The 24,361-nt window shown below is 46.8% G+C and carries 22 protein-coding genes; 7 read left to right on the forward strand and 15 right to left on the reverse strand.

The window, feature by feature from the left end; translation table 11 throughout:
• Positions 1-385 precede the first annotated feature (385 nt).
• Positions 386-2,464 carry an ATP-dependent DNA helicase RecG gene (gene recG / locus CWO27_RS11995; protein WP_107899020.1) on the forward strand — a complete coding sequence of 693 codons (2,079 nt, stop codon included), beginning with the start codon at positions 386-388 and terminating at the stop codon, positions 2,462-2,464.
• 237 nt (positions 2,465-2,701) lie between these two features.
• Here the strand turns inward: recG and envZ are convergent, their stop codons facing one another.
• Both envZ and ompR read right to left on the reverse strand, forming a co-directional pair.
• A complete protein-coding gene (envZ, locus tag CWO27_RS12000) occupies positions 2,702-4,000 on the reverse strand; it encodes a two-component system sensor histidine kinase EnvZ (protein WP_102432194.1) in 1,299 nt (432 codons plus the stop codon).
• A 165-nt stretch (positions 4,001-4,165) separates the two neighbouring features.
• On the reverse strand, positions 4,166-4,885 hold the full coding sequence (ompR, locus tag CWO27_RS12005; protein ID WP_008218409.1) for an osmolarity response regulator transcription factor OmpR: 720 nt from the start codon (positions 4,883-4,885) through the stop codon (positions 4,166-4,168).
• A gap of 177 nt (positions 4,886-5,062) precedes the next feature.
• Between ompR and greB the strand changes: the two genes are divergently transcribed.
• Positions 5,063-5,545 carry a transcription elongation factor GreB gene (gene greB / locus CWO27_RS12010; protein WP_107899021.1) on the forward strand — a complete coding sequence of 161 codons (483 nt, stop codon included), beginning with the start codon at positions 5,063-5,065 and terminating at the stop codon, positions 5,543-5,545.
• Between the two features lie 664 nt (positions 5,546-6,209).
• Positions 6,210-8,540: a Tex family protein gene (locus CWO27_RS12015; protein ID WP_107899022.1), complete on the forward strand. Its 2,331-nt coding sequence runs from the start codon at positions 6,210-6,212 to the stop codon at positions 8,538-8,540.
• 266 nt (positions 8,541-8,806) lie between these two features.
• Here the strand turns inward: CWO27_RS12015 and CWO27_RS12020 are convergent, their stop codons facing one another.
• Together CWO27_RS12020 and bioH are read right to left on the reverse strand one after the other, a co-directional pair.
• Positions 8,807-9,280 (reverse strand): hypothetical protein, encoded by a 474-nt coding sequence (locus CWO27_RS12020; RefSeq protein ID WP_048661309.1) that lies wholly within the window; start codon positions 9,278-9,280, stop codon positions 8,807-8,809.
• Between the two features lie 341 nt (positions 9,281-9,621).
• Positions 9,622-10,398: a pimeloyl-ACP methyl ester esterase BioH gene (gene bioH / locus CWO27_RS12025; RefSeq protein ID WP_048663065.1), complete on the reverse strand. Its 777-nt coding sequence runs from the start codon at positions 10,396-10,398 to the stop codon at positions 9,622-9,624.
• A 93-nt stretch (positions 10,399-10,491) separates the two neighbouring features.
• Here bioH and CWO27_RS23590 point away from each other — a divergent pair, with 93 nt between their 5' ends.
• From CWO27_RS23590 to cysQ, 4 genes are all read left to right on the forward strand, one after another.
• Positions 10,492-11,205, forward strand: a complete 714-nt coding sequence (locus CWO27_RS23590; protein WP_170960807.1) for a ComF family protein — start codon at positions 10,492-10,494, stop codon at positions 11,203-11,205.
• Between the two features lie 109 nt (positions 11,206-11,314).
• A complete protein-coding gene (gene nfuA / locus CWO27_RS12035) occupies positions 11,315-11,899 on the forward strand; it encodes a Fe-S biogenesis protein NfuA (protein ID WP_048661415.1) in 585 nt (194 codons plus the stop codon).
• Between the two features lie 298 nt (positions 11,900-12,197).
• Complete coding sequence (gene nudE, locus CWO27_RS12040; RefSeq protein WP_102432196.1) at positions 12,198-12,749, forward strand: ADP compounds hydrolase NudE; 552 nt, start codon at positions 12,198-12,200, stop codon at positions 12,747-12,749.
• Positions 12,750-12,784: 35 nt separating this feature from the next.
• Positions 12,785-13,612: a 3'(2'),5'-bisphosphate nucleotidase CysQ gene (gene cysQ / locus CWO27_RS12045; RefSeq protein WP_048663063.1), complete on the forward strand. Its 828-nt coding sequence runs from the start codon at positions 12,785-12,787 to the stop codon at positions 13,610-13,612.
• A 102-nt stretch (positions 13,613-13,714) separates the two neighbouring features.
• Here the strand turns inward: cysQ and CWO27_RS12050 are convergent, their stop codons facing one another.
• The 11 genes from CWO27_RS12050 to gspD form a co-directional block, all read right to left on the reverse strand.
• Positions 13,715-14,494, reverse strand: a complete 780-nt coding sequence (locus CWO27_RS12050; RefSeq protein WP_102432197.1) for a type II secretion system protein N — start codon at positions 14,492-14,494, stop codon at positions 13,715-13,717.
• Position 14,495: 1 nt separating this feature from the next.
• Positions 14,496-14,984 (reverse strand): type II secretion system protein M, encoded by a 489-nt coding sequence (locus CWO27_RS12055; protein ID WP_048661305.1) that lies wholly within the window; start codon positions 14,982-14,984, stop codon positions 14,496-14,498.
• Between the two features lie 20 nt (positions 14,985-15,004).
• Positions 15,005-16,252, reverse strand: a complete 1,248-nt coding sequence (gene gspL, locus CWO27_RS12060) for a type II secretion system protein GspL (protein WP_102432198.1) — start codon at positions 16,250-16,252, stop codon at positions 15,005-15,007.
• Positions 16,221-17,270: a type II secretion system minor pseudopilin GspK gene (gspK, locus tag CWO27_RS12065; protein WP_102432199.1), complete on the reverse strand. Its 1,050-nt coding sequence runs from the start codon at positions 17,268-17,270 to the stop codon at positions 16,221-16,223. Before gspK ends, gspL begins: the two co-directional genes overlap by 32 nt.
• Positions 17,254-18,021 (reverse strand): type II secretion system minor pseudopilin GspJ, encoded by a 768-nt coding sequence (gene gspJ / locus CWO27_RS12070; RefSeq protein WP_107899023.1) that lies wholly within the window; start codon positions 18,019-18,021, stop codon positions 17,254-17,256. Before gspJ ends, gspK begins: the two co-directional genes overlap by 17 nt.
• Positions 18,008-18,397: a type II secretion system minor pseudopilin GspI gene (gspI, locus tag CWO27_RS12075; protein ID WP_102432201.1), complete on the reverse strand. Its 390-nt coding sequence runs from the start codon at positions 18,395-18,397 to the stop codon at positions 18,008-18,010. Before gspI ends, gspJ begins: the two co-directional genes overlap by 14 nt.
• Entirely contained in the window at positions 18,384-18,977 is a 594-nt protein-coding gene (gene gspH, locus CWO27_RS12080; RefSeq protein WP_061019412.1) for a type II secretion system minor pseudopilin GspH, read from the reverse strand. Before gspH ends, gspI begins: the two co-directional genes overlap by 14 nt.
• Before the next feature lie 65 nt (positions 18,978-19,042).
• The gene (gene gspG, locus CWO27_RS12085) at positions 19,043-19,486 is read right to left on the reverse strand and encodes a type II secretion system major pseudopilin GspG (RefSeq protein ID WP_017062485.1); all 444 of its coding nucleotides are present in this window, start codon (positions 19,484-19,486) and stop codon (positions 19,043-19,045) included.
• Between the two features lie 88 nt (positions 19,487-19,574).
• The gene (gene gspF, locus CWO27_RS12090; RefSeq protein WP_048661299.1) at positions 19,575-20,795 is read right to left on the reverse strand and encodes a type II secretion system inner membrane protein GspF; all 1,221 of its coding nucleotides are present in this window, start codon (positions 20,793-20,795) and stop codon (positions 19,575-19,577) included.
• Position 20,796: 1 nt separating this feature from the next.
• Positions 20,797-22,299: a type II secretion system ATPase GspE gene (gene gspE / locus CWO27_RS12095; RefSeq protein ID WP_048661298.1), complete on the reverse strand. Its 1,503-nt coding sequence runs from the start codon at positions 22,297-22,299 to the stop codon at positions 20,797-20,799.
• Positions 22,299-24,323 carry a type II secretion system secretin GspD gene (gspD, locus tag CWO27_RS12100; RefSeq protein ID WP_052880256.1) on the reverse strand — a complete coding sequence of 675 codons (2,025 nt, stop codon included), beginning with the start codon at positions 24,321-24,323 and terminating at the stop codon, positions 22,299-22,301. Before gspD ends, gspE begins: the two co-directional genes overlap by 1 nt.
• Positions 24,324-24,361: the final 38 nt, after the last annotated feature.

Here is a 24,361-nt window from a genome sequence, read left to right on the forward strand (position 1 = left end):
CATCTGATTTAGTTTTTTGAATATCGATAGATAAAGCGATAAGGCAGATGAGAGATACAAGTCTCGAGATGCGAAGAGCAAAAGCTTTTCACCACTCAACCTTTCGTATTTTGAGTCTGCTTTAATTTTATGTATTGCTTTAATCTTTCCATATCCCGTTCACTCACACCCAATATCTGCTCTTAATCTTTTCGAATCTCGTTTACTCTCATCCCGCATCTGCTCTTCATCCCTTCGCATCTCGTTTACTCGCATCCCGCATCTGCTCTTCATCCCTTCGCATCTCGTTTACTCGTATCCCGCATCTGCTTCTAAGCTTTATCCTGTACAAAAATCCAGTAAAATGCTTGAATAGATTATCCCTCTTACGTTTATGAGCCTTGTTATGTCACAGCTTTTATCTGCTATCCCTCTCAACTCTTTATCTGGAGTCGGCGCTAAAGTCGCAGAGAAACTGGAAAAGGTTGGGCTTAACAACGTACAAGACCTGCTATTTCACCTTCCTTTGCGCTACGAAGATCGGACACGTATCTATCCAATCGTAAAGTTACACGCCGGCCTTTGGGCTGCTGTACAGGGCAAAGTAATGCACGTCGATACCATTTTCGGTAAACGTAAGATGCTCGCAGTAAAGATCAGCGATGGTAACGGTACGATTACGCTGCGCTTTTTCAACTTTACTGCAGGAATGAAGAATAACTTTGCTGAAGGCAAACAAGTGCACGCCTACGGCGAGATCAAACGCGGTAATATGGGACTTGAGATCGTCCACCCTGACTACAAGTTCTTTGCCCCAAGGCAGCAGCCAGATGTTGAAGCTAACCTGACCCCGGTGTACCCAACCACTGAAGGGCTAAGACAAGTCACACTGCGCAACCTCACTGACCAAGCTCTAGAGCTAATCGACAAAGCTGCCGTCAATGAGCTGCTACCGTCTGGCTTGTACGACCACCAAATTACTCTAGCACAAGCACTGCATACCATTCACAGGCCTCCTCCAGGCATTGACCTAGAGCTGTTTGATGAAGGTAAACACCCTGCTCAACTGCGTCTGATTATGGAAGAGCTACTGGCTCAAAACCTGTCGATGCTGTCTGTTCGTAGCAAAGGACAGCAAGACAAGGCGATGCCTTTTCCTCCAGCGAACACCCTCAAAGATAAGCTGTTGGCTCAGCTGCCTTTTTCTCCGACCAATGCGCAAGCACGAGTGACCAAGGAGATCGAAGCTGACTTGGAAAAGCCGCACCCTATGATGCGTTTAGTGCAAGGGGATGTAGGTTCAGGTAAAACCTTGGTTGCTGCACTAGCGGCGGTTCGCGCACTGGAACATGGCCAACAAGTCGCCTTGATGGCACCAACAGAACTATTAGCCGAGCAGCACGCGATTAATTTTACTAACTGGTTTGAAGCAATGGACATTCAAGTCGGTTGGCTGGCAGGTAAACTCAAAGGCAAAGCCCGTGAAACCGAACTGGCACGCATTGCTAGCGGCGAAGCGCAAATGGTGGTCGGTACTCATGCCTTGTTCCAAGAACATGTCGAGTTCAAAAACCTTGGCTTAGTGATCATCGATGAGCAGCACCGATTTGGTGTCCATCAGCGTTTAGAGCTACGTGAAAAAGGGGCAAAACAAGGCTATTACCCGCACCAGCTAGTGATGACAGCAACACCAATTCCACGAACGCTCGCCATGACGGCCTATGCCGATCTCGAAACCTCGATTATCGATGAACTGCCACCGGGTCGTACACCGATTCAAACCGTGGCGATTCCTGATACCAAACGGGATGATATCGTTGAGCGGGTGCGTAATGCGTGTCTTAATGAAGGAAAACAGGCCTACTGGGTATGTACGCTGATTGATGAATCCGAAGTATTGGAAGCGCAAGCCGCTGCTGATACCGCAGAAGAGCTGCAACGTAAATTGCCAGATGTGAAAATTGGTCTGGTACACGGCCGAATGAAACCCGCCGAGAAACAAGCGGTGATGCAAGAATTCAAAGAGAACAAACTGCACCTATTGGTTGCGACTACGGTGATTGAAGTGGGTGTGGATGTACCTAACTCGAGCTTAATGATCATCGAGAACCCAGAACGTCTTGGTCTAGCACAACTGCACCAATTACGTGGCCGTGTTGGTCGTGGTTCGGTCGCAAGTCATTGTGTACTGCTGTATCACTCGCCGCTATCTAAAACCGCTCAGAAACGTTTAGGTGTACTGCGTGAAAGTAACGATGGCTTTGTGATTGCTCAACGAGACTTAGAGATCCGTGGCCCCGGCGAGCTACTTGGTACTAAGCAAACTGGCCTAGCCGATTTTAAGATTGCTGACTTGGTACGAGACCAACGTTTAATCCCTGAAGTACAGCGTATCGCACGTCATATTCACGATAGCTACCCAGACAATGCTAAGGCGATCATCAATCGCTGGTTGGGTGAGCGTGATGTTTATTCTAAGGCGTAACTAGCAAAACTAACGTAATCCAAAACGCAAAAGGCTTCCCTCAAGGAAGCCTTTTTCGTGTGTGTTACTTCCATCAATCAAGAACGAGATTCCCTATTCGCTCGTTCCTCACGATAGAGAATGACGATCAAAGTAAACTGTCATCGTCAAAGTCCATGGTTAGCAATGCGTCATCCTCGAGAGGGAAGAATGGCCGAGTCGGGGATCTATGTTCAGCCCCCAACCACTCAATAAAACCTAAGGCTTCACTGGGAAACTGATCTGAGCCTTCAAGCCACCTTCACTACGGTTATTCACCACTACCGCACCTTGATGTTGGCTGACAATGCGCTTCACAATTGCCAAGCCTAAGCCCGTACCCTCACTGCCTCGAGCCGTATCACCGCGAGTGAACGGTTCAAACAACTTACCGACTTGGTCTTGTGGGATGCCCGGACCATTATCTTCTACCGTCACCCAAGCCAACTTATTATCTGCAGTCATACCGGTCGATACCTTGACCCAACCATTACCATAGCGCAGCGCGTTCACCACCAAGTTACTCACTGCACGCTTCATCGCGATCGGGTTGCCCAACGCAGGTTTCATGGTTTCTGGAATATCGGTTTCAATCTGAACCTCGTAGCCACCCTCAGAGCTCGATACTTCGCGTGCAATATCATCGACAAACACCGCTTGGAATGAATCACGATCGACTGGCTTTAAGTAATCCATGAACTGACTGATGATCTCGTTACACTCTTCAGTATCACTGATGATCCCTTCGGCTAAGTAGGCATCCTCTGGGGACATCATCTCAGTCGCTAAGCGAATACGCGTTAACGGAGTACGCAAATCATGACTGATACCGGCCATCAAGAGAGCCCTATCTTCTTCCAGTTCTTGTATGCCTTTCGACATCTGATTGAATGCACGAGTTACCGAACGAATTTCTTGCGCACCTTGCACTGGTAATGGCGGTGGAATGTCACCGCGCCCAACACCTTGTGCGGCTTTCTCTAGCGCAATGAGCGGGCGGTTTTGCAATCGGATAAACAGCCAACCACCTGCGACGATCAACATCGCCATGATCAAGCTGTTACGAAATAGTGGTGCAAAATCTTCTTCTTGCAACTCAGAGAGTGGTATACGAATCAAAGAGTTAGGCAGCTGAGCAATGTCCATCCACAGCACATAACTCTCTTTACCTAGAATCAATCGCACTTCGGTTTCAGAGCCCAGCTCTTTGGTCATCTCCTCACTCATCAGGTCAATTGCGACAGCATGATAATACTCACCCGCAGCCTCGCTATCCTTGGCGTGAACCGTCACTCCGAGTTGCTCAAGCACACGCTGACGCAATGGTGCGTCAATCTCGATATCACTACTGCCTTGATCCAATACCAGGTTTAACTCGTGAGCCAAAATCTTATTAAACTGCTGCAAGCTCGGCATCAATGCGTAGTTAAACACGGCGTAATATGAAAAGATTTGGCTAGCAACCAACAGGGTTAAGAAGAGCACTATCGACTGAGTAAAGGAGCTACGTATGCGCATAGGAGACCTAAAGTGAGGGATGATAAAGGGATATAGTGGGAACTATAGCTGTAAACCATTGTGCTGAATACAAAACGGGTCATCACATATTAATGAGATGACCCGTAAATAAAGAATTCTGATTCACAGAATCGATAAAGCGGCTTTTGAGCTTATAAAGCTAGATTACACAGCTTTGCCATCTGGAACGAATACATAACCCAAGCCCCACACCGTTTGGATATAACGGGGTTTGCTTGGATCTTCTTCAACAAGACGACGCAGACGTGAAATCTGAACATCGATAGAACGTTCCATTGCTGAATACTCACGACCACGCGCCATGTTCATCAGCTTATCGCGAGACATTGGCTCACGCGCGTTAGTGACTAGCGACTTAAGTACCGCAAATTCACCCGAAGTAAGCGGCATAGGCTCTTCACCGCGGAACATTTCACGCGTACCTAAGTTCAAACGGAACTCACCAAACTCAACCACAGACTCTTCTGTGCTTGGTGCGCCCGGTGCTTCAATCACTTGGCGGCGCAGTACCGCTTTAATGCGAGCAAGCAGTTCACGCGGGTTAAATGGTTTTGGCAGGTAATCATCGGCACCCACTTCCAAACCCACAATACGATCCACTTCGTCACCCTTTGCAGTCAGCATCAGGATAGGTAGCGAGTTGTTTGCGTTTCTTAGACGACGACAGATCGAAAGACCATCTTCGCCCGGCAACATTAAGTCCAATACCATCAAGTGAAAGTTTTCACGGGTTAACAGGCGGTCCATCTGCTCACTGTTTGCCACGCTACGCACTTGAAAGCCCTGCTCTGACAGATAGCGCTCTAACAGTGCACGTAAACGAGCATCGTCATCGACCACTAAAATTTTGTAGTTTTCTTGCATGTAATGGTTCCACCTATTAAAGCTTAAACCTAAGGTTAAGCATTCTTGGTAAATGTGTATTGGTATAAGACATTAAAAATGTAACATTATTGGAGAAAAAGTCGCCTAAATAATTGTTAACGTATGTTGCCTTTCTATATATTCTATCTTAGATCATCATTTCATTAAGTCAGATTTATGAAAACCAAACTTATAACTCGAGAAGGTTATAACAAGCTTAAAGCAGAACATGACCACTTATGGCACGAGAAGCGTCCAGAGATCACTAAGATAGTCACTTGGGCTGCAAGCCTTGGAGATCGTTCAGAAAACGCAGATTACACCTTCAATAAGCGTTTGCTACGTCAGATTGATCGCCGAGTGCGTTTCTTAAGAAAGTTCCTACCTGATGTCACGATCGTTGATTACTCGCCACAACAAGAAGGTAAGGTCTTTTTCGGGGCTTGGGTCGAAATTGAGAATGATGATGGGGAAATTAAGAAGTTTCGAATTGTCGGCCCTGAAGAGATCTACGGCGATACTAAAGGCTATATCTCTATCGACTCACCAATGGCACGCGCTCTGCTCAAGAAAGAAGTGGATGATGAGTTTACGGTAAAAACACCGGAAGGCGACAAAGAGTGGTTCATTAACTCGATTCGCTACGCAGACAATGAATAACCAAACCTAATATACACTTAGCGATGAGCTGAGTGTTCAAGCAAACTCAAACTCCAGATAAAAGAAAACCCCGCTAGGCTTTCGCCTGACGGGGTTAAGTCTCTATCGCAGCAATCCGGCTACTGTTTATCTCTTCGAGATAAGGTGCTCCCTGCATCTTTCCTTGATAGTGGCTAAATCCTTTAACCAATTTCCTTTTTGTTCATCGCCATCCTAGCGGTGTCCATTCTAGCCTGTCATCCTGACTGGCGAATCTCATCCAGAGATTGTTACTTCCTTGCTGACTACTCATCCTAAGTAATCAAATCTTCATCCTGAAGATACCTAGTCCATTAGGCTTTTTCCTGTTCCTGCCAACTCCCTGTCGACAAGTTAAATATTACGGTAATTGAGCGAGTTTCCTAGATAGTCGCAAAAAACATTTCAGGTGGGAAATACACCCGAAAATACACAATCAAATAAAATCAGTGACTTAGGTTGATTTCAAGACAGTTTCATCGATTTAAAGAGACTTAGTCTCACATCACTTGTAAGAGATCTCGCACAAAGCAGGTATCACAAACGGAAATTCGACTTCTGACAGGATAATTACACAGCCAAAGCTAGAAAAAGCGTACGCTCACCCCCATGTATTTGTCATGATATTAAATAAGAGATTCATCGGATGAGCCAAGCTATCTGTCGACTGATCGCTGAAGAACTGAATGTCCGTTCTGAGCAAGTCACTGCCGCAGTAAACCTAATTGACGACGGTAACACCGTTCCCTTTATTGCCCGCTACCGTAAAGAAGTTACGGGTGGCTTAGACGATACCCAACTACGTAACCTTGATAGCCGCCTTTCTTATCTTCGCGAGCTAGACGATCGTCGCCAAACGATTCTTAAGTCGATTCAAGACCAAGGAAAACTCACGCCAGAACTCGAGCGTGATATCACTCAAGCAGACAGCAAGACTCGTCTAGAAGATTTATACCTTCCATACAAACCAAAGCGCCGTACCAAAGGTCAGATCGCGATTGAAGCAGGCTTAGAGCCACTTGCCGATACGTTATGGAATGAACCACAGCACGATCCGGAAACGGAAGCAGCTAACTTCATCAGCAGCGATAAAGGCATTGCCGATACCAAGGCTGCACTGGATGGCGCACGCGCGATCATCATGGAGCGCATTGCGGAAGACGCAAACCTGCTTGAAAAGATTCGCCAACACCTGAACCGCAATGCAGAGCTTGGTGCTCGTGTTGTGGCTGGCAAAGAGAACGAAGGTGAGAAGTTCAAAGACTACTTCGAGCACAACGAAGCGCTTAGCAAAATACCGTCTCACCGTGCCCTTGCAATGCTGCGTGGCCGAAATGAAGGCTTCCTAACACTGGCAATGAACGCAGACCCAGAGCAAGAAGAAGGTGTACGTGGTTCATACTGCGAGAACATCATCTCTGATCACTACGGCATTACCCTAAGCAGCGCTCCTGCAGATGCTTGGCGTAAGCAAGTGATTAGCTGGGCATGGCGCATCAAGGTTTCTATGCACATGGAAACCGAATTGATGGGCGCGATGAAAGAACGAGCAGAGATCGAAGCAATTGAAGTATTCGCCACCAACCTTAAAGACCTGCTAATGGCTGCGCCTGCTGGCCCTCGAGCAACATTGGGCTTGGATCCAGGTTTACGTACCGGTTCGAAAATCGCTGTTGTGGACTCAACAGGTAAAGTTCTAGCGACAGAGACTATTTACCCTCACCCACCGCAAAAGCAATACGACAAGTCAGCACACGTGGTTGAGCAGATGGTTCATCAGTTCAACGTTGACCTGATTGCGATTGGTAACGGCACAGCTTCCCGCGAAACCGACAGCTTCGTGGTTGATGTGATTAAGCGTGGCAACCTAAAAGCACAAAAGATCATTGTTAGCGAAGCGGGCGCATCGGTTTATTCTGCGTCTGAGTTAGCAGCAAAAGAGTTCCCGAACATGGACGTATCGATCCGTGGTGCAGTGTCTATCGCGCGTCGTCTGCAAGATCCATTGGCAGAGCTGGTGAAGATTGACCCTAAATCGATCGGTGTGGGCCAATACCAACACGATGTGAGCCAAACTATGCTCGCTAAACGCCTCGATGCGATTGTCGAAGACTGTGTAAACGCCGTAGGTGTTGATGTGAATACCGCGTCTGCCGCACTACTTACTCGCGTAGCGGGCCTTTCTAGCACCATCGCTCAGAACATCGTGGATTTCCGTGATGAAAATGGTCGTTTTGAAGCGCGTACTACGCTGAAGAAAGTCGCTCGCTTGGGGCCAAAAGCCTTTGAACAGTGTGCTGGTTTCCTACGAATTATGGACGGCAAGAACCCTCTCGATGCATCATCGGTTCACCCAGAAGCTTACCCTGTGGTGAAAAGCATCGCTGAGAAAAACCACAAAGACATCAAATCTCTGGTGGGTAACACAGACTTCCTGCGTGGCTTGCATGCCATTGATTACACCAATGAAAACTTTGGTGTACCAACGGTAAGCGACATCATCAAGGAGCTGGATAAACCGGGACGTGACCCTCGCCCTGAATTTAAGACAGCAACCTTCGCTGATGGCGTAAACAGCGTTTCAGACTTAGAACCGGGCATGATTCTAGAAGGCGTGGTATCGAACGTGGCTAACTTTGGCGCCTTCGTTGATATTGGTGTTCACCAAGATGGCTTAGTGCATATTTCAGCGCTCACCGATCGCTTTGTCTCTGACCCCCGTGAAGTGGTTAAAGCCGGTGACATCGTCAAGGTGAAGGTAATGGAAGTCGATGTTCAGCGTAAGCGTATTGCGCTAAGCATGCGTATGAAGGACGAGCCGGGACAAGATAACCGTGCTCAACGTTCAAGTGCACCTCGCACGCAAAACCGCCCGAACCAGAATTCACAAGGTGGACAACGCCGTCGTGAGGAGCCGCAACAAAACGCGGCGATGGGCGGTGCTTTTGCCGCAGCCTTTGCTAAAGCGAAAAAATAATCCATTAGCTCATCTAAAAAGCTGATGTGCTTAAAACAAAAAACCTGCATCCCTTAGGGTATGCAGGTTTTTATTATGTGTTCAAAAAAGACATCGAAGCTGAGCTGTATTCTACGTATTTTATACTCGAAATAATTGGGGTTGCAGCTAGGTAACCTTTTCCTTACAAAGGAATGAAGTTCATCCCTATGAGCATAGGGGTTCTATGTAATTAGGGTGAACTTACGCAGTTAACAACGCTGCGGCTTCAAGTATGAAGAGTATAATTACAACACAATCAGCATTTCTGATGGAGCATGAGGCGCAACAGCATGACCATAATGATATTTTATGACCTTACGTCGTTTCTCCATCTGTCCCTCCTGAATCGCCGCATCTAAAACATGCTTTGGCAGGCGAAAACGCATGGTATAGCCTTTTCCTTGGTCAGCACTGTAAGTTCTCAGTGCCAACAAGCTGAACAGCCTATCAAAAGGATCTTGTGGCTCTTCTTGGCTAATCGAATTGGCCTCTGACTCGTTCTCCATTTCATAACCCGGATGGTCTGAAGGATCCCAAGCCGACTGCTGCCTTCGCTTATCGTCCGACTTTACCTTTCGCTCTGCATTGGTTTTCGCCAATGCTACGGCGGGAGCGACAGGTTCTCGAACTCTATTATCACGCGCAACTTGCTCTGTTTGCACATTAACGGACGGGGCGATTAGTGGCACACTCACTGCAGTTGCAGGTGACACAATCATCGCGAACTCTCCTCAAGAATCGCCCATCGTTATTGCTATAACGCTGTTGTACTGTGAGTCAGCACAACAGGCATAGCCCAACTTACCGCAATCAGCTCAGGAGAGAGTTAGGTCTGAGTATCATGCTGTACATTGGTGTTATACCAATCGTGGTAAATAACTGCTCAACCTAGCTTGTTAAAACGCTCGATAACGGCGTTAGAACTTTTGATTGTAGAATAACTACTTATCAAAAAGCTCTGCCTTGTTCTCTAGCCTTTTTCCTACACTATTTTTGAACACTTACTTACTGTGATTGGTATTAGGTTATATATCGACCAAGCCGGCAATAAATTTAGCGATTATTTTTGGGCGAAGCTGACCAGTTCACTGCAAAAGGCATCGGCTTCGGTCATAAACGGCGCATGTGAAGACTGCGTGAAGATGTATTGCTCAGTATGAGGCAGAGCATTGCCCAAATCTTTGGCCACCTTGATTGGCACCAATCCATCTAATCGACCATACAAGCGCAACATAGGCACTGAAATCTCAGGCAATTGTTCACGCAGGTCGACGTCCGACAGCATCTTTAATCCTGCTAATAATGATTCAGGGTTCGGCAACGGGCGAGACAGCACCGCTTGCTTGAGCTGTTTTACATCTTGTCTTGCTGAAGGGCTACCCATGGCTTGCAATGCCATAAAGCGTTCGATGGTGGTTTGGAAGTCTTCCACCAGCTGTTCGGTGAATGCGCTTAATACGTTTGGCTGAATACCTCGCCATAATACGGGCTCTTTAGCAGCAGCGAATTTAGGAGAACTGGCGACAGTCACAAGCTTGCTCACGTAATCTGAGTGATGAAGAGCCATGTGCGTTGCGACCAAACCACCGAGCGACCAACCCACCCAGATCGCTTGTTTAGGCGCTTCGGCCAACAGTTGCTGAGCAATCTCTTCAAGATCTTGAGCGTGGCAGTGTGCGCTGTGTCCATACCCTGGTAAATCGACAACATGCACTCGGAAATCAGCTTGTAATGCATTAACGGTTTGTTGCCACACCGCACCGTTCATTCCCCAGCCATGAACCAGTACTAAATCAGGCCCTTGCCCAGAAACATGCCAATATAACGCGTCACTCATTCTCAATATTCCCTACTTTTTCCGTCAGCGATAATCCGTGCTTTTCAGTATGGTTAGCAAAAGGAACACCATAACCCAAAAGCATCGCAAGCTATGTTATCCGATTGGCTACAAAAACACACACCACGTCTGGTCACACCTCAATGCCACCTGTGTAAGCTCGATAAGCTTCCCGAAGACGCACATCCTCGATGGTGCAATTCTTGTCTCAAGCTCTTTGAACCTGTACCACGCTGTCAAAGATGTGGCTTAAAAACACTGACCACTGTCGATCAATGTGGTGAGTGCTTAGCTAATCCTCCGCTTTGGCATCGGCTCTATTGCGTCGGTGATTACACCTTCCCAACAGCAGGCTATATCCAACAAATGAAATACGCTGATAAGTTTTGGTTTGCACGTGATCTGTCTAAGCTATTGGCATCACGTATCGATCAACCTGCTCCGTTGCTCACCAGCGTACCGCTGCATTGGCGCCGATACACCCATCGCGGCTTTAATCAAAGTCAGCTACTGGCCAATTACACGGCTCAAGAGCTTGGCGTTAAAGATGAGGTGTTGTTTCGTCGAATTCGCTCAACAGCTTCCCAGCAGGGGCTGACTAAATCCGCACGATTACACAATCTAAAGAGCGCTTTTGCGCTTCAAAAACAAGACTTTCAAGGAACTATCCCCTCTCACGTCGCGATAATTGATGATGTTGTAACCACCGGCAGTACTGTGTATCAATTATGCCAATTACTACTTGAAGTGGGCGTTAAAAGGATTGATATTTACTGCATCTGCCGCACTCCTGAGCCCTCTGGATAAAAGCTGTGAATCACTACTTGTACAGCAATCCAACAAAAAAGGGCTGAATTACAAATCTGACAGGAGTAGAATGGCGCTAATAACCTACAAATCTACTCAGGTATTCGTCGTGTCAAATATTACTATTACAGAAACAGCTCAAACTCACTTTGCCAATCTGCTGTCACAGCAGCCTGAAGGTACAAACATTCGTGTGTTCGTGGTAAATCCAGGCACACAAAACGCTGAGTGTGGTGTTTCTTACTGCCCAACAGATGCTATCGAAGCGTCTGATACAAAACTTTCTTTCGAAGCATTCTCTGCATACGTAGATGAGTTAAGCCTACCATTCCTAGACGAAGCTGAGATTGACTTCGTGACTGACAAAATGGGCTCTCAACTAACGCTTAAAGCACCAAATGCTAAAATGCGTAAGGTATCTGATGATGCACCGCTTCTAGAACGCGTTGAATACGCAATTCAAACACAAGTTAACCCACAACTTGCTGGTCACGGTGGTCACGTTAGCTTGGTAGAAATCACTGAAGACGGTGCTGCTATCGTAGCATTCGGCGGTGGTTGTAACGGTTGTTCTATGGTTGATGTGACTCTAAAAGAAGGCATCGAGAAAGAACTTCTTCAACAATTCGAAGGTGAACTGACTGCTGTTCGTGATGCAACTGAGCACGATCGTGGTGAGCACTCTTACTACTAATCACTGATTTAGTGTTAGTCGTTATTTGAAAGGTTGATGCGTGAGCATCAACCTTTTTTGTTTTAGGTCTAAGAAAACACGCCCCTATATTAGCTTCCTATGCTCTTGTATTAATGAGCTTAATTATCAAAAACCTCACCTCGTTACCATCTTGAGTAAGGTATTCAAGTGATCGTAATCGACTCCTGCTTCAATAATTTTCGGATATGAAAACTCGGATCTAGGAACTCAACTCTATTTCCCCTATATTAGAATGACTTTATAAGAAAGAATTCCAATGAGCTAAGGAGCGAGCGCAATGACAAAAAGGACCAAGCCAGAAATTTTGGCTCAGCAAACTGTCGCTCAATCAAAACTATTCTCTATCGAGTCTCTCGATTTACGCTTTTCAAACGGTGAAGAGCGCACTTACGAACGCATGAAGCCTAGCGGCCGCAACGCAGTAATGATGGTTCCGATTACTGAGCAAGGCGATATTCTGTTGGTACGGGAGTACGCAGCGGGCACAGAACGCTATGAATTGGGCTTTCCGAAAGGACTTATCGATCCTGGTGAGCAGCCAAACGAAGCCGCGGTTCGTGAACTCAAAGAAGAGATTGGCTTTGGGGCTAACAAACTCACTCCACTCAAGGAAGTGATCCTCGCTCCCTCTTATTTTTCTAGCAAAATGACGCTGTTTATCGCAGAAGACCTCTACCCAGAGAAGCTAGAAGGTGATGAACCTGAACCACTGGACATTGTGCGCTGGCCGCTTGCTCAAGCCGAAGAGCTATTAACGCATCTCGACTTCTGTGAGGCTCGCAGTATTACCGCCCTACTATTGACCCTTCGCTCGCTAAATAACAACTAAAGCCATAAGCGCACTCGAAGAGTAAGAGAATATTTATGCCAACAACAAAAGATTTGTCTCACCTCCTACCCTCTGTCATTGAGGTTGCTCGCTCTGCAGGGCAGCTCATCTTAGAGATCTACGAGAAAAAAGATTACGAAGAGTTCACCAAGAGTGATGACACGCCTGTCACCAGTGCCGATCTGGCAGCACACAAGCTAATCTCAAAAAAACTCAGTGAACTCACGCCTGATATTCCAGTGTTATCTGAAGAAGCCGCTGATATTAGCCTAGAAAAACGCGCTCAGTGGGACCGCTACTGGTTGGTTGACCCATTAGATGGAACGCAGGAGTTCATCGCAAGAAGTGGTGATTTCGCGACAATTATCGCCCTAATTGAACATAACAAGCCAGTAATGGGTGTGGTGTATGCTCCGGTTTCTGGTGTGAGCTATTACGCATACAGCGGTAAAGGGGCTTGGAAAATTCCAGACCTTAATGACAGTGTTAAAATCAAAACGCATCGTCATGAACTACCAAACCAGTCTATTGCAATGGCGATCAGCCGTCGCCAAGACATCAATCGCATCACTAGTCGTATGAGCTCAGCATGGAATTATGATTTGGTTCCTCTAGGCTCAGCAGCGCTTAAGGCATGTTTAGTAGCAGAAGGTGCTGTGGATTGTTATCTGCGCCTTGGACCAACCGGAGAGTGGGATACCGCCGCAACGCAGTGCATTGTTGAAGAAGCTGGCGGACGTATCTTAAGTACTCAATTAGAGCCGCTTTCGTACAATGAAAGAGAAACGCTAGAAAACCCGAACTTCATTGTACTCGGTGATGCAGATTTACCGTGGGCAGAGATCTTACAAGGCAAAGACTAAAGCCAACAGTCTTTATAGCCATAGGATATTCAAACAAAACGGGCACCTCAATGAGGTGCCCGTTTTTTATATCTCGTAATTTAGTGACCCTTAGCTGTTTAGCTAAAAACGACCTTGGTAAGTAAACTGATATTTACCTTGGCTGTCAGGGTTACCCAACCACTTAAGCTGGCTCTGCATCGCTGATGGGAATTCAGCACCCGGTTTAAACCATGCTGCCGAGGTGTAGCTTTGATTAGGCGTTACGCTCGCTGAGAACTCACTGTCCACTTGATCACTCTTCTGGATGCCTTTAGCTGCAATGGTGTTGTCTTCACAGGTAATATCCGCAATCACGGGCCCGAGGTCTAATGAACCCACTGGCGAGTCGACAGCTGCACCAGACCAAGCAAGCGTACCTTCGCCCGATTGACACCAAGGCTGAGCATGAACTGCGTGTTTGATCGTCAGTTCAACTTGTCCTGCAATAGAAACGGGGACTGGGATAGCCGGCGCATATTTCATCACGTTCATAGCAGGCATTGAAGCCACGAGGTTTTCTGCATAAGCACCGCTCATGCTATATCCAACACGACCTTTACCGGATAAATTCATGTCGCTGTTACGACCAAAGCGAACCGCAAGCTCGGCTTTGGCTTGGAATAGTTTAGAGAACTGGAAGTCCCACTGCACTGAGCCGTAATTGACACGCTGCCACGCAATATTGTTAGCGCGACCTTGCCAAACGGTGCCTTCAACGCCTTCGATGCTTAAACCACGCACAGCGGGCGCATGCTTGAGAGCAAAAGCGGCAGGCAAATGCAGCAACAAGCTTACTGAGAAAAAAACGATAAAAATGACGCTGAATAACAGGCCATATTTGAAAGATAGACCGCGTTTCACATTAACCTCGTTTAAACTGTAGTCGGTTGATCTCAATAACCCCAGGGCTATCAGAGCGATCAATATCCATAAACTCAACCTCAACACCCTGTTTTTCTTTCAGGTATGTTAGCCAGTCAACGAACTTATTAAATGGCACAGGCTTAATCCACACTTGCAGCATCTCACCACGTGGTTGTACGCGTATCAGCTCGATGTTAAAACGGCGCATAGAAGCAGGCACAGATTGGTTTAAAGGCTGGCTGGCACTTATGCCACCACTGCCTCGCAACTCAACCACTTCATTGGCTTTATTGGTTACCCAAGCCAGAAGTTGCTTCTCACTTTGAATACGGCTCTGCGCAAGTTCAGCTCGCTGACTGAGTGGCTGGATAAGCCCCCAATAAACAACACCGACCACCAATAGAATTGAGCAACCAATCACTAATCGTTGCTCTCTCTGACTTATTGAAGTCCACCACGCTTGGAGTGGCTCAATCATATTTCTCATCACTGATCTCCTTACGCAGGTTATTGATGGGGTTTAAGAGTAAAGCTGCCAAATACAGCATCGCCATTACGGTTTAATGGACCTTGTTCAACGGTAAATTTCTCTTCGAGCTTCACTCTCGCAGTCTCAAAGTGTTGGAAATCAGAGCTTTTAGCCTGAAGTCGAACCTCAGAGCGGTTGCCATCGTAGCGAATACTTTCGACTTCGATTGACTTCACCTGCCCTAGCGTTTCTGGCAATAACGCTAGCCAGCCTAGTAAGGAGTCACCCTCGCCTGAACCGCCATATTTCTTGGCTTCATCGTTCATCTGACGCTTAAGATAGCTCACTGTTGGGATACGTTGTTTACCTGGGAGCACTGCTCTGAAAATACGTTCACTCTCCATGCGGTAAGCTTGTGCTTGAGCTTCGTATTGTTGAACCTTCAACACTTGTTGAGTCACAATCACAGCCACCAGCAAACAAGCAGCAATCGCTACTTTCTGCCATACGCGCCAATATTTACTGAATGAAGATTTGGTTTTAAAGGTGCCAGTCAGTAAATTTACGCCGCTTGTGATCGCTTGTTGGCTCAGCAAAGACATCACCAATTCCGCAGGCTTTGCTTGCCAATTCGCACCGCTCTGCTGTTGAACGTCTTCGCTCGGCATCGCGGTATAGCTAAAGATAGTCGTCGCTTGCTCTTCGTCATCAGCAACAACCCAATCACTTTGCAGAAACATAGGTAACCATGCTTCGCTGATCGACACGGCTTGATAGTTACCTTGACGTTGAGAGTTACCTTGGCGCAATAACCAATGCTGGTCGATCTGCAATGCACTGATGCCAGATTCTTCCAGAGGCACGGCCAGTGTATCTGGTAACACCTTACGGAAGATAATATTGGCTTCACGAAACAGGTCTAAAGCTTGCTTTAACCATTCGCGGTCGACACCACACACGGTAGCGTGCGTTGCGTCTTTATCTAAAATCGTCAGGTGTAAATCTTCGATATCTTGTGCGACTTCGTCTTCTAATAAAAACGGCAGCATAGAATCGAACTGGCGAGCAGCACCTTTCGGGATCTCAACACGCTTAATTAAGCATTCATTTCCCGGCAATAAAGCGATACAGCTGCGCTTTTCAGCGTAAGGCGTTAACTCATCCAACTGCTCCCAGCTAGACAACTCGCCACTTGCTATCACTTCTTGTTGGCTTGTCGACCAAACTAACCACTGCACAGGGCTTTGTGGTTCGCTACTCAGTCGAACGGTCAGAAACTCGCTCACTGATTCCTCCAAAACGACGGCGTACTACCGTCACTGTTTCTCGATTACTACTATAGAAAAGCGTCCGTATACGTACACGTGACTGCTCAACTAATACCTCTGCATCTAGCTCAAAATAGGCGCTATCTACAGTTAAATATGCTTTCGCTTTTTTGCTAACTTCGGCACTCACGCCAACAATGGCAGGTTCAGCCATAAAAGCATCCACCGTATCCCAGCCATCAAATGGGCGTTTGTCTATTAGCTGTTTAGCATCTGACTCACTTAAACCAGGTGCAAACATCGCCTCCAATAAAGACGCCTGCTTTTCCGTGAGTGTATTCACGTTCAAGCGAAAATCGTCGCTCGGTAGAGCGCAAACAAACGGGCGAACCTTATTCATCACTTCACCCGTGACCTGATAAACCGCTCTTAGCTCAGATTCATCCGCCATTAAGCCATTCGCCGCCAAATAAGATGGCTTCATCGCTTCATAGGTGCTGTCTTCTACCCCCGCTGAAGAGGTGGTTCGGGTATCTGCGTCAACAAATTCCCACGTTGAGTTTGCAATAACCTCGGCCTGATAAGGCTCAACGTCTTGGTTTTCTAATAAGGTTTGCCAAACCGTGATCAAATAAGGTGTCTGGTTACTTGAAGTGGTCGTCACTCCCGCCAATGCATTGAGATTAAAGCAAGCCTGAGCATCAACGATGCGTCCCTTAACTTGACCGTAATCCAATGGGTATACCTGCTCTTCTAGCGCCCATGGTTGACTTAAGTTTACGGTATCACTGTCTTTGTAGCTTTGCCTAATGCCGTCTTGCACCAGCGCTTCTACGCCAATGCTGTACCAATAAGCCTGTTGGTAATTCAGTTGATTACCAACGCGCTTGAATTGCGTAAACAGACGTTCCGACATACTGCCAGCGATAGTTGCCATGATCGCCAATAGCATCAGGATAATGATCAGCGCGACACCACGCTGCTTACGACCCATAGCTGACCTTGTCCGTGCAAGCTTGTTAGTTCGATGAGTCATTATTCCCCTCATTACTGCCTGAAGAGTCACTGTTTGAAGCATCATCGGCCTGATCTAGCGTGCCACCGGGAGTGAGATAAACACGCTCTATCTCACCATAATCTTTCAAGGTTAGCTTTAACCTTACCGCTTTCGGTAGTGATTTGTCGGTTTGCCACTCTTTGCCCCAGCGGCTTCCGTCATAAAACTCGAATTCCAAGCTTTCAACATCATCAAGCAAAGGCGTAATCACACCTTCTTGGCCTGCAGGGGTATCGGGGTAACGCCACCACACACGCTCAAGTGTTTCTTCTTTAATACGGTAGCCCACTTTGGTGACCTCTCCGCGAGGAAACTGCTGCTGTGGGTTATGCCAACCAAGGCGAGTAAACATGATGCCAACGCTGTCGGAATCCAGTAAATACTCTTTCATTAGTATCAGCTTAGATGATGCTTCTTCACCGTTGGTACGAAATTTTCGCACCGCCATCTGGCGAAAGTCATTATCTAAAATGACTAAACTACGTTGCAGTTGATTCAAGCGGGCACTGCGCTCGATTGAGAGTTCATTGCTGCGCTGAACCTGATTCACTACCTGATAAGCCGCCATGCTCAACGTGGCAAAGATAGCGATCGAGACCAAAACTTCAATTAAGGTAAAGCCTCTCCCTTTTGAAGATAGACCTTGTTTACGTGGCGTACGCTTATTTGCCGACATGCTCTTACCTAGCGACTTGCTCTTAGCTAACCACACGTTTTTAGTTAACCACATAGCTGCGCACCGTGACCACTGGAGAAGCTTTTTTATTGGTTGCCACACTCACATCAAACGCCTTTAATAAATCATCGCTAGTATCGATTGGCGTAACTTTCCAGAACCACTCTCTTCCAGCCAACTCTTGTGTACCCTGTGCTTTTTTAAGCTTCTCAGGATGCAGCATCACCAAGGCCATTTGATTATCAACGACCATAGCAGCGAAGGTTTTTTCTTCTAGATAACTGAGAGTATTGATGTGCTGCGTAACAGCACGAATCACACTGATCGCTGCCGTTGCGAAAATAGCGAGCGCAACCAATACTTCAAGCAGAGTCATTCCTCGAGAACCAAGGGTCATACCACGAGAAGGAGAACGGTTATTCCTCTTCATATTCTTCTCCCGGCTCTAGTAATCGAATGACACCATTATCCAATACTCGAATACGCCAACCATCTTGTATGGTGTCTCCGGTATTTGGATAAAACGACAATACAAATGGCGTCATTTCAGCACTCGACAAGATGTAGATCTGTGGTGGCTTTGGCTTCTTTTCCTCTTCCAGATCCGCAAACATATCTTCATCAAACAAGCTTCCTGGATTGAACAGCCGATCATCGTCTTCCCATGCACCACCACCTAGAGTCAGTGACAATGCGAGTTCTTCCGGCAATTCAGTTGAAGAGGGGATTTTTTCAAAGTCGACTTCTTGCCAGCCTTCAGACTTAAGCGCCATCAGTACATAGGTCGATTTTTTTTCATCAACCCGAACACCAAAATCCAAGCCACTTAAAATAGCTTCTTCATTGAGTAGCTGAACTCGTTGATAAAAACTTTGAGCGTATTTTTTAGCAACATCTTTACTATTGGTAGGAATGGTCGCGATCACCGCGACCGCCGTTACTGACAGTAATACCAATACCAAAAGAATCTCAATTAAGGTGAAACCTGGCTGTGTTTGCTTAGTTTTCACCTTTAGACTCCATCTGTTTACGTCCTAACATCAAATAACGGCATCAAGTGACAATAAGCCTAGGCTTACTGAAAGTCTTGCATGTTCCAGTTGCCGATATCCGCAGCAATACCTTCACCACCTTCTTGGCCATCAGCGCCAAGTGTAAAGATATCGATAGTGCCGTTATCACCAGGGCTTAGGTATTGGTACTCATTGCCCCATGGGTCGTTAGGTAGACGCTTGATGTAGCCACCGTCACGGTAGTTACGAGGCTCTGGGCTACTTGGTTTAGAAACCAATGCATCAAGACCTTGATCCGTTGTTGGGTAAACGCTGTTATCCAGTTTGTACATATCGAGCGCATTCTCTAGCGCCACGATATCAGTGATGGCTTTTTGTTGGTCAGCCTTCTCTTTGTTACCCAATAGGTTAGGTACAACAAAGCTCGCCAATACGCCAAGGATAACCACAACAACCATCACTTCTAATAGGGTAAAGCCTGATTGTTTCTTCATTCTGTTTTTCATTATTTTCTCCAAATTACAGACAGCGAGTTGAAGGTAATAATGTCCTTCTTCTCGATAATCCAAAAACTAACGTCTTGTGAGCAGTCATTTAGCCGCTCATTAAATTATTCATTTCAAGCATCGGCATTAAGGTCGCCATCACAATGAACAGCACTAAGCCTGCCATCAAAGCGATAAGTGCTGGTGTGAAAATACCTAGCGCGATATTCACGGTCGATTCAAAGCTTTGGTCTTGGTTGTCCGCCGCTCTTGTCAGCATTTGTTCTAACTGACCACTCTGCTCACCACTGGCGATCATATGCAGCATCATTGGAGGGAAGAGTTTGGTTTGATCGAGCGCTTTACGCAGGCTTGCCCCTTCTCTAACACTGTCTGATGCCTGTAATACTTGTTGCTTCACATGGTGATTCGACATTACATCAACCGCCACTTTCATCCCTTCAAGAATAGGAATCGCACTCGAAGTACAGATAGAGAGTGTTCGAGCAAAACGAGAGGTATTAATCCCTTTTGCTATTTTGCCGATCAGTGGAATGCTTAATAGCTTGCGATCCCAACTCATGCGAACGCCCGGTTTTTTCAGCGCGGTCTTAATCAACACAATCACACCAATGATCAACAACAGTAATTGGATACCCCAATTCTGGATAAATTCACTTGATGCCAATAAAAATTGTGTCGATTGAGGAAGCTCTTGGCCCATTTGGATAATAGGCTCGACAATCTTAGGTACCACGGTTGCCAACAGGAACGAAACAATCGTCACCGCAAACACCACCAGCACCACAGGGTAGATCATCGCTTGTAGCAGCTTAGAGCGCATCTTCTGGCGGTTTTCTGCATAATCGGCTAACCGCTCCAATACCGCATCTAAGTGACCAGATTTCTCACCAGCCGCAACCATGGCTCTAAACAGTTCATCGAAGATGTGTGGGTAATCAGCCAAGCTATCCGCTAGCGAATAACCTTCCGTTACCTTCGAACGAACCGCCAGTAGCATGGTTCGAATGCGTGGCTTTTCAGATTGTTCCGCCACGGCCTTCAGACACTCTTCTAGCGGCATGCCAGACTGAACGAGCGTGGATATTTGTCGAGTAATTAAAGCAAGATCAGGTGTACTGATACCACGCTTAAAGCTGGTCGAGGGCTGAGCACCTTTCGCAGTTTTAGCCTTGGCTTCAGTCATCTCAACCGGCATCAAGCCTTGTTCTTTCAAGCGTTGGCGAGCCTGACGAGCGTTATCCGCTTCAATAGAGCCTTTTTTGCTCTTACCTTTGGCATCCAGTGCTTTGTATTCAAATGCCGCCATACTAGACTTCCTTGGTCACACGCATCACTTCTTCTAAGGACGTTACCCCTTTTAGAACTTTGCTCAAGCCATCATCTCGAATACTTGGGGTTGTGCCACGAATTGCTTTCTCAATCGCCTGTTCGCCAGCTTCACTGTGAATAAGCTCTTGCACCGAGTCGTCAATCATCAGGAGTTCATGAATACCGGTACGGCCTCGATAGCCTTTGTGACTGCAGTTTTCACACCCTTTGGCATGGTAAAGCGTAAGGCTGTCTTTCTTCTTCAACCCAAACAGCTTCTTCTGCTCTTTATCCGCTTCGTAAGGTTCTTTACAGTCGTTACATAGGGTACGAACCAAGCGCTGAGCCAAAACACCCAGCAGCGAAGAAGAGATCAAGAAGGGTTCGATGCCCATATCACGTAGACGTGTAATCGCACCGATTGCCGTATTGGTGTGAAGGGTCGACATTACTAAGTGACCGGTCAAAGAGGCTTGAACAGCGATCTCAGCGGTCTCTAAGTCACGTATCTCACCAATCATTACCACATCCGGGTCTTGACGAAGAATGGCACGTAAACCACGCGCAAAGGTCATATCAACCTTAGGGTTCACTTGTGTTTGGCCAATGCCATCGATATCGAATTCGATTGGGTCTTCAACGGTTAGAATATTTCGCTCATTACTGTTGAGCTCTTGCAGGCCAGCGTACAAGGTCGTTGATTTACCAGAACCCGTAGGACCAGTAACCAAGATGATACCGTGTGGGCGCTGAATAAGCTTACGGAAGTTTTCGTGGTTCTCGGCCGTCATGCCTAAACTGTGCAGGTCTAGACGAGTCGCGTTCTTATCCAACAGACGCATTACCACGCGCTCACCGTGCGATGAAGGCATCGTAGACACACGAACATCGACCGCTCGACCACCGATACGCAGAGAAATACGACCATCTTGTGGCACGCGTTTTTCCGCAATATCTAGCTTAGCCATAACCTTGACACGTGACACCAACAGCGGAGCCAGTTTACGGCTCGGCGCAAGAACATCACGCAACACACCATCAATACGGAAACGGATAGACAGTGATTTCTCAAAGGTTTCGATATGAATATCTGAAGCACCCTCTTTGATCGCCTCACCCAACATCGCGTTAATTAGCTTGATGATTGGTGCATCGTCTTCCGATTCAAGTAAGTCTTCATCTTGTGGCAACTCTTCTGCTAGCGAGAAGAAGTCGTCGTTGTCAGCACCAATGTCTTCCATTAGCTGACGAGCTTCCGACGAGTCACGCTGATACGCATCGGTCAATTTTTTATCAAATTCGTCTGCGCTGATCGCTTGTGGCGTGAAGCCATTTTTCACCACACGGCTTACTTCAATGATCGCCGCCGATTTTAGAGGCTCTACATAATAAAGTGCCGGCGGACGCTCTGGATGCTGATATTCCAACACCATCTTGTAGCGATTCGCAAAGCTAAACGGCAAGCGCTGATAAGTACGTGCCGCCCCTACCAATTCAGCCATTATTCTGTTTCCATTTGATCAATGAAGGCTTGGATTTCAGCCGGGTGATTCATGTCTGCACCAAATTTAGGCAGTACTGGAATATTATCGTCAGCCATCAGTTTCAAACCTTGCTCTGCCTTGTACAGCTGCTCAGCTCGAATGAAGTTGTATTTACGCTGAGTGATACCATCAGCCGTCATACCATCACGGATGATGGTCGGTTTGATGAATACCATTAGATTCTTTTTCTCAACCTGAGTACTGGTTGACTTGAACAGGTGCCCAAGAACAGGAATATCACCCAAGAATGGCACCTTAGATTCACTCTCTAACGCACGTTCATCAATCAAACCACCCAGCACCAGCATTTGGCCATCTTGAACAATCACAGAGGTGTTCAGTTGACGCTTAGCAAAACGTACATCTACCGCGCCGTTCGCGCCCAATACGTTCGACACTTCTTGTTCAATATTCAGCTGAACAGAATCGCCTTCGTTGATTTGTGGAACAACCTTCAGCTTGATGCCCACTTCTTTACGTTCAACCGTTTGGAATGGATTATCGTTGCTTGAACCTGCTGTTGAACCTGTTAAAACAGGCACCTCTTCACCCACAATGAATGACGCTTCGCCGTTGTCCATCACGGTAATACTTGGAGAAGATAGGATGTTTGAGTTTGAATCGGTCGCTACCGCACTAATAAGTGCAGTCCAGTCACCCATCACCACACTCATTGCCGCGCCATTAACACCTGAAAGTGCAGAGGCTAATGTTGAATAATCACCTTCTTCAGTGGTGGTTTCATTTCGTAGGAATTTTCCATCAGAGTCATAAACAGCGGTGGTTGTAGTAGAATCTTTAGCTTCTTCTAGACCGACCATTACGCCACCAATTGACGCACCAGTGTTGCTGTACTGGATCATTGCACCTGTTTCTAGGTTACCCCATTGCACACCAAGGTTAACGCCATCGCCTTCAGCCATTTCAACGATCAAGGCTTCAATCAATACTTGAGCACGACGAATATCCAGCTGAGCGATCACGTCTTGCAGAGCGTTCATTATGTCAGGCTGCGCGGTAATAACTAGAGAGTTAGTATCACTGTGTGCAGAGATCATCACTTGGTTACGCTGCGATGAGCTGCCTTTGGTTGATGACTGCTTCTCTGATTGCAGATTATCCGACACACCTTTCAACACATCGACCAAATCTTCAGCTTTCGCATACTTTAGGTAGATAACTTGGTTGTTACCCTTGGTTGCCATTTCGACATCAAGTTGCTCGATAAGCTTTCTTAGACGGCTACGAACCTTAGGGTCACCAGAAATCAGAATCGCATTGGTACGCTCATCAGCAACCAGCTTAGGCTGTAGGAATGCAGGCGTATTCTTCGCATCTGTGGTTTTATTCAGCGCATCAACAATGCGTACCATCTCTGCTGCTGAGGCATTTTTTAGCTCAACGACTTCAATCTCTTTATCACCTGCTTGGTCAACACGCTTGATGATTTCCGCTAAACGGTTTACCACCGCCGCTCGGCCGGTAATAAGAATGATGTTGGCAGGATCGTAGTGCACTACGTTACCCGCACCGGCATTGTCGTTCAATTGACGAAGCAAAGGAGAAAGCTCACGAACCGAGACATTACGTACCGTCACAACACGCGTGACTACGCTGTCGCCAGTGATCGAATCACGGTCACCGACAACGGGAATTGCCGACGTTTTAGAGTCTTTAGCTTTGATGATCTTAAGAACACCCGAGTCCATTTCAACGACCGCGTAGCCATACACCTCTAATACGTTTAAGAAGAAGCTGTAATATTGCTCTTCATTCAATACGTCGTAGCTGCGTACATCGATTTTTCCGCGCACCGATGGATCAACGATGATCGTCTTCTCTAAATTACGACCAACAATATTAATAAACTCTTGGATATCAGTGCCTTTAAAGCTGGCACTAAAATCACTCGCGATGGCTGCGGGTGTGCAGATCAAGCTTCCTGCCAATAACCATGCACTTTTCTTAAACCAATGCTTCACGTACTTCTCCTACACTTTCGTCCTTCGTTAGACGCAAA

It is taken from the genome of Vibrio sp. 10N.286.51.C3 (genome assembly GCF_003050065.1).
Taxonomy (GTDB): domain Bacteria; phylum Pseudomonadota; class Gammaproteobacteria; order Enterobacterales; family Vibrionaceae; genus Vibrio; species Vibrio crassostreae.

Bases quoted from the DNA above. Each gene is read 5' to 3' on its own strand.
- greB (WP_107899021.1), top strand. From the start codon at position 5,063: ATGAAAACCAAACTTATAACTCGAGAAGGTTATAACAAGCTTAAAGCA.
- nudE (WP_102432196.1), top strand. From the start codon at position 12,198: ATGACAAAAAGGACCAAGCCAGAAATTTTGGCTCAGCAAACTGTCGCT.
- gspI (WP_102432201.1), bottom strand. From the start codon at position 18,397: ATGAAGAGGAATAACCGTTCTCCTTCTCGTGGTATGACCCTTGGTTCT.
- gspK (WP_102432199.1), bottom strand. From the start codon at position 17,270: ATGACTCATCGAACTAACAAGCTTGCACGGACAAGGTCAGCTATGGGT.
- CWO27_RS12020 (WP_048661309.1), bottom strand. From the start codon at position 9,280: ATGATTGTGTCACCTGCAACTGCAGTGAGTGTGCCACTAATCGCCCCG.
- gspF (WP_048661299.1), bottom strand. From the start codon at position 20,795: ATGGCGGCATTTGAATACAAAGCACTGGATGCCAAAGGTAAGAGCAAA.
- CWO27_RS23590 (WP_170960807.1), top strand. From the start codon at position 10,492: ATGTTATCCGATTGGCTACAAAAACACACACCACGTCTGGTCACACCT.
- gspG (WP_017062485.1), bottom strand. From the start codon at position 19,486: ATGAAAAACAGAATGAAGAAACAATCAGGCTTTACCCTATTAGAAGTG.
- gspE (WP_048661298.1), bottom strand. From the start codon at position 22,299: ATGGCTGAATTGGTAGGGGCGGCACGTACTTATCAGCGCTTGCCGTTT.
- gspJ (WP_107899023.1), bottom strand. From the start codon at position 18,021: ATGTGGTTAACTAAAAACGTGTGGTTAGCTAAGAGCAAGTCGCTAGGT.
- CWO27_RS12055 (WP_048661305.1), bottom strand. From the start codon at position 14,984: ATGAGAAATATGATTGAGCCACTCCAAGCGTGGTGGACTTCAATAAGT.
- envZ (WP_102432194.1), bottom strand. From the start codon at position 4,000: ATGCGCATACGTAGCTCCTTTACTCAGTCGATAGTGCTCTTCTTAACC.
- CWO27_RS12015 (WP_107899022.1), top strand. From the start codon at position 6,210: ATGAGCCAAGCTATCTGTCGACTGATCGCTGAAGAACTGAATGTCCGT.
- recG (WP_107899020.1), top strand. From the start codon at position 386: ATGTCACAGCTTTTATCTGCTATCCCTCTCAACTCTTTATCTGGAGTC.
- bioH (WP_048663065.1), bottom strand. From the start codon at position 10,398: ATGAGTGACGCGTTATATTGGCATGTTTCTGGGCAAGGGCCTGATTTA.
- cysQ (WP_048663063.1), top strand. From the start codon at position 12,785: ATGCCAACAACAAAAGATTTGTCTCACCTCCTACCCTCTGTCATTGAG.
- ompR (WP_008218409.1), bottom strand. From the start codon at position 4,885: ATGCAAGAAAACTACAAAATTTTAGTGGTCGATGACGATGCTCGTTTA.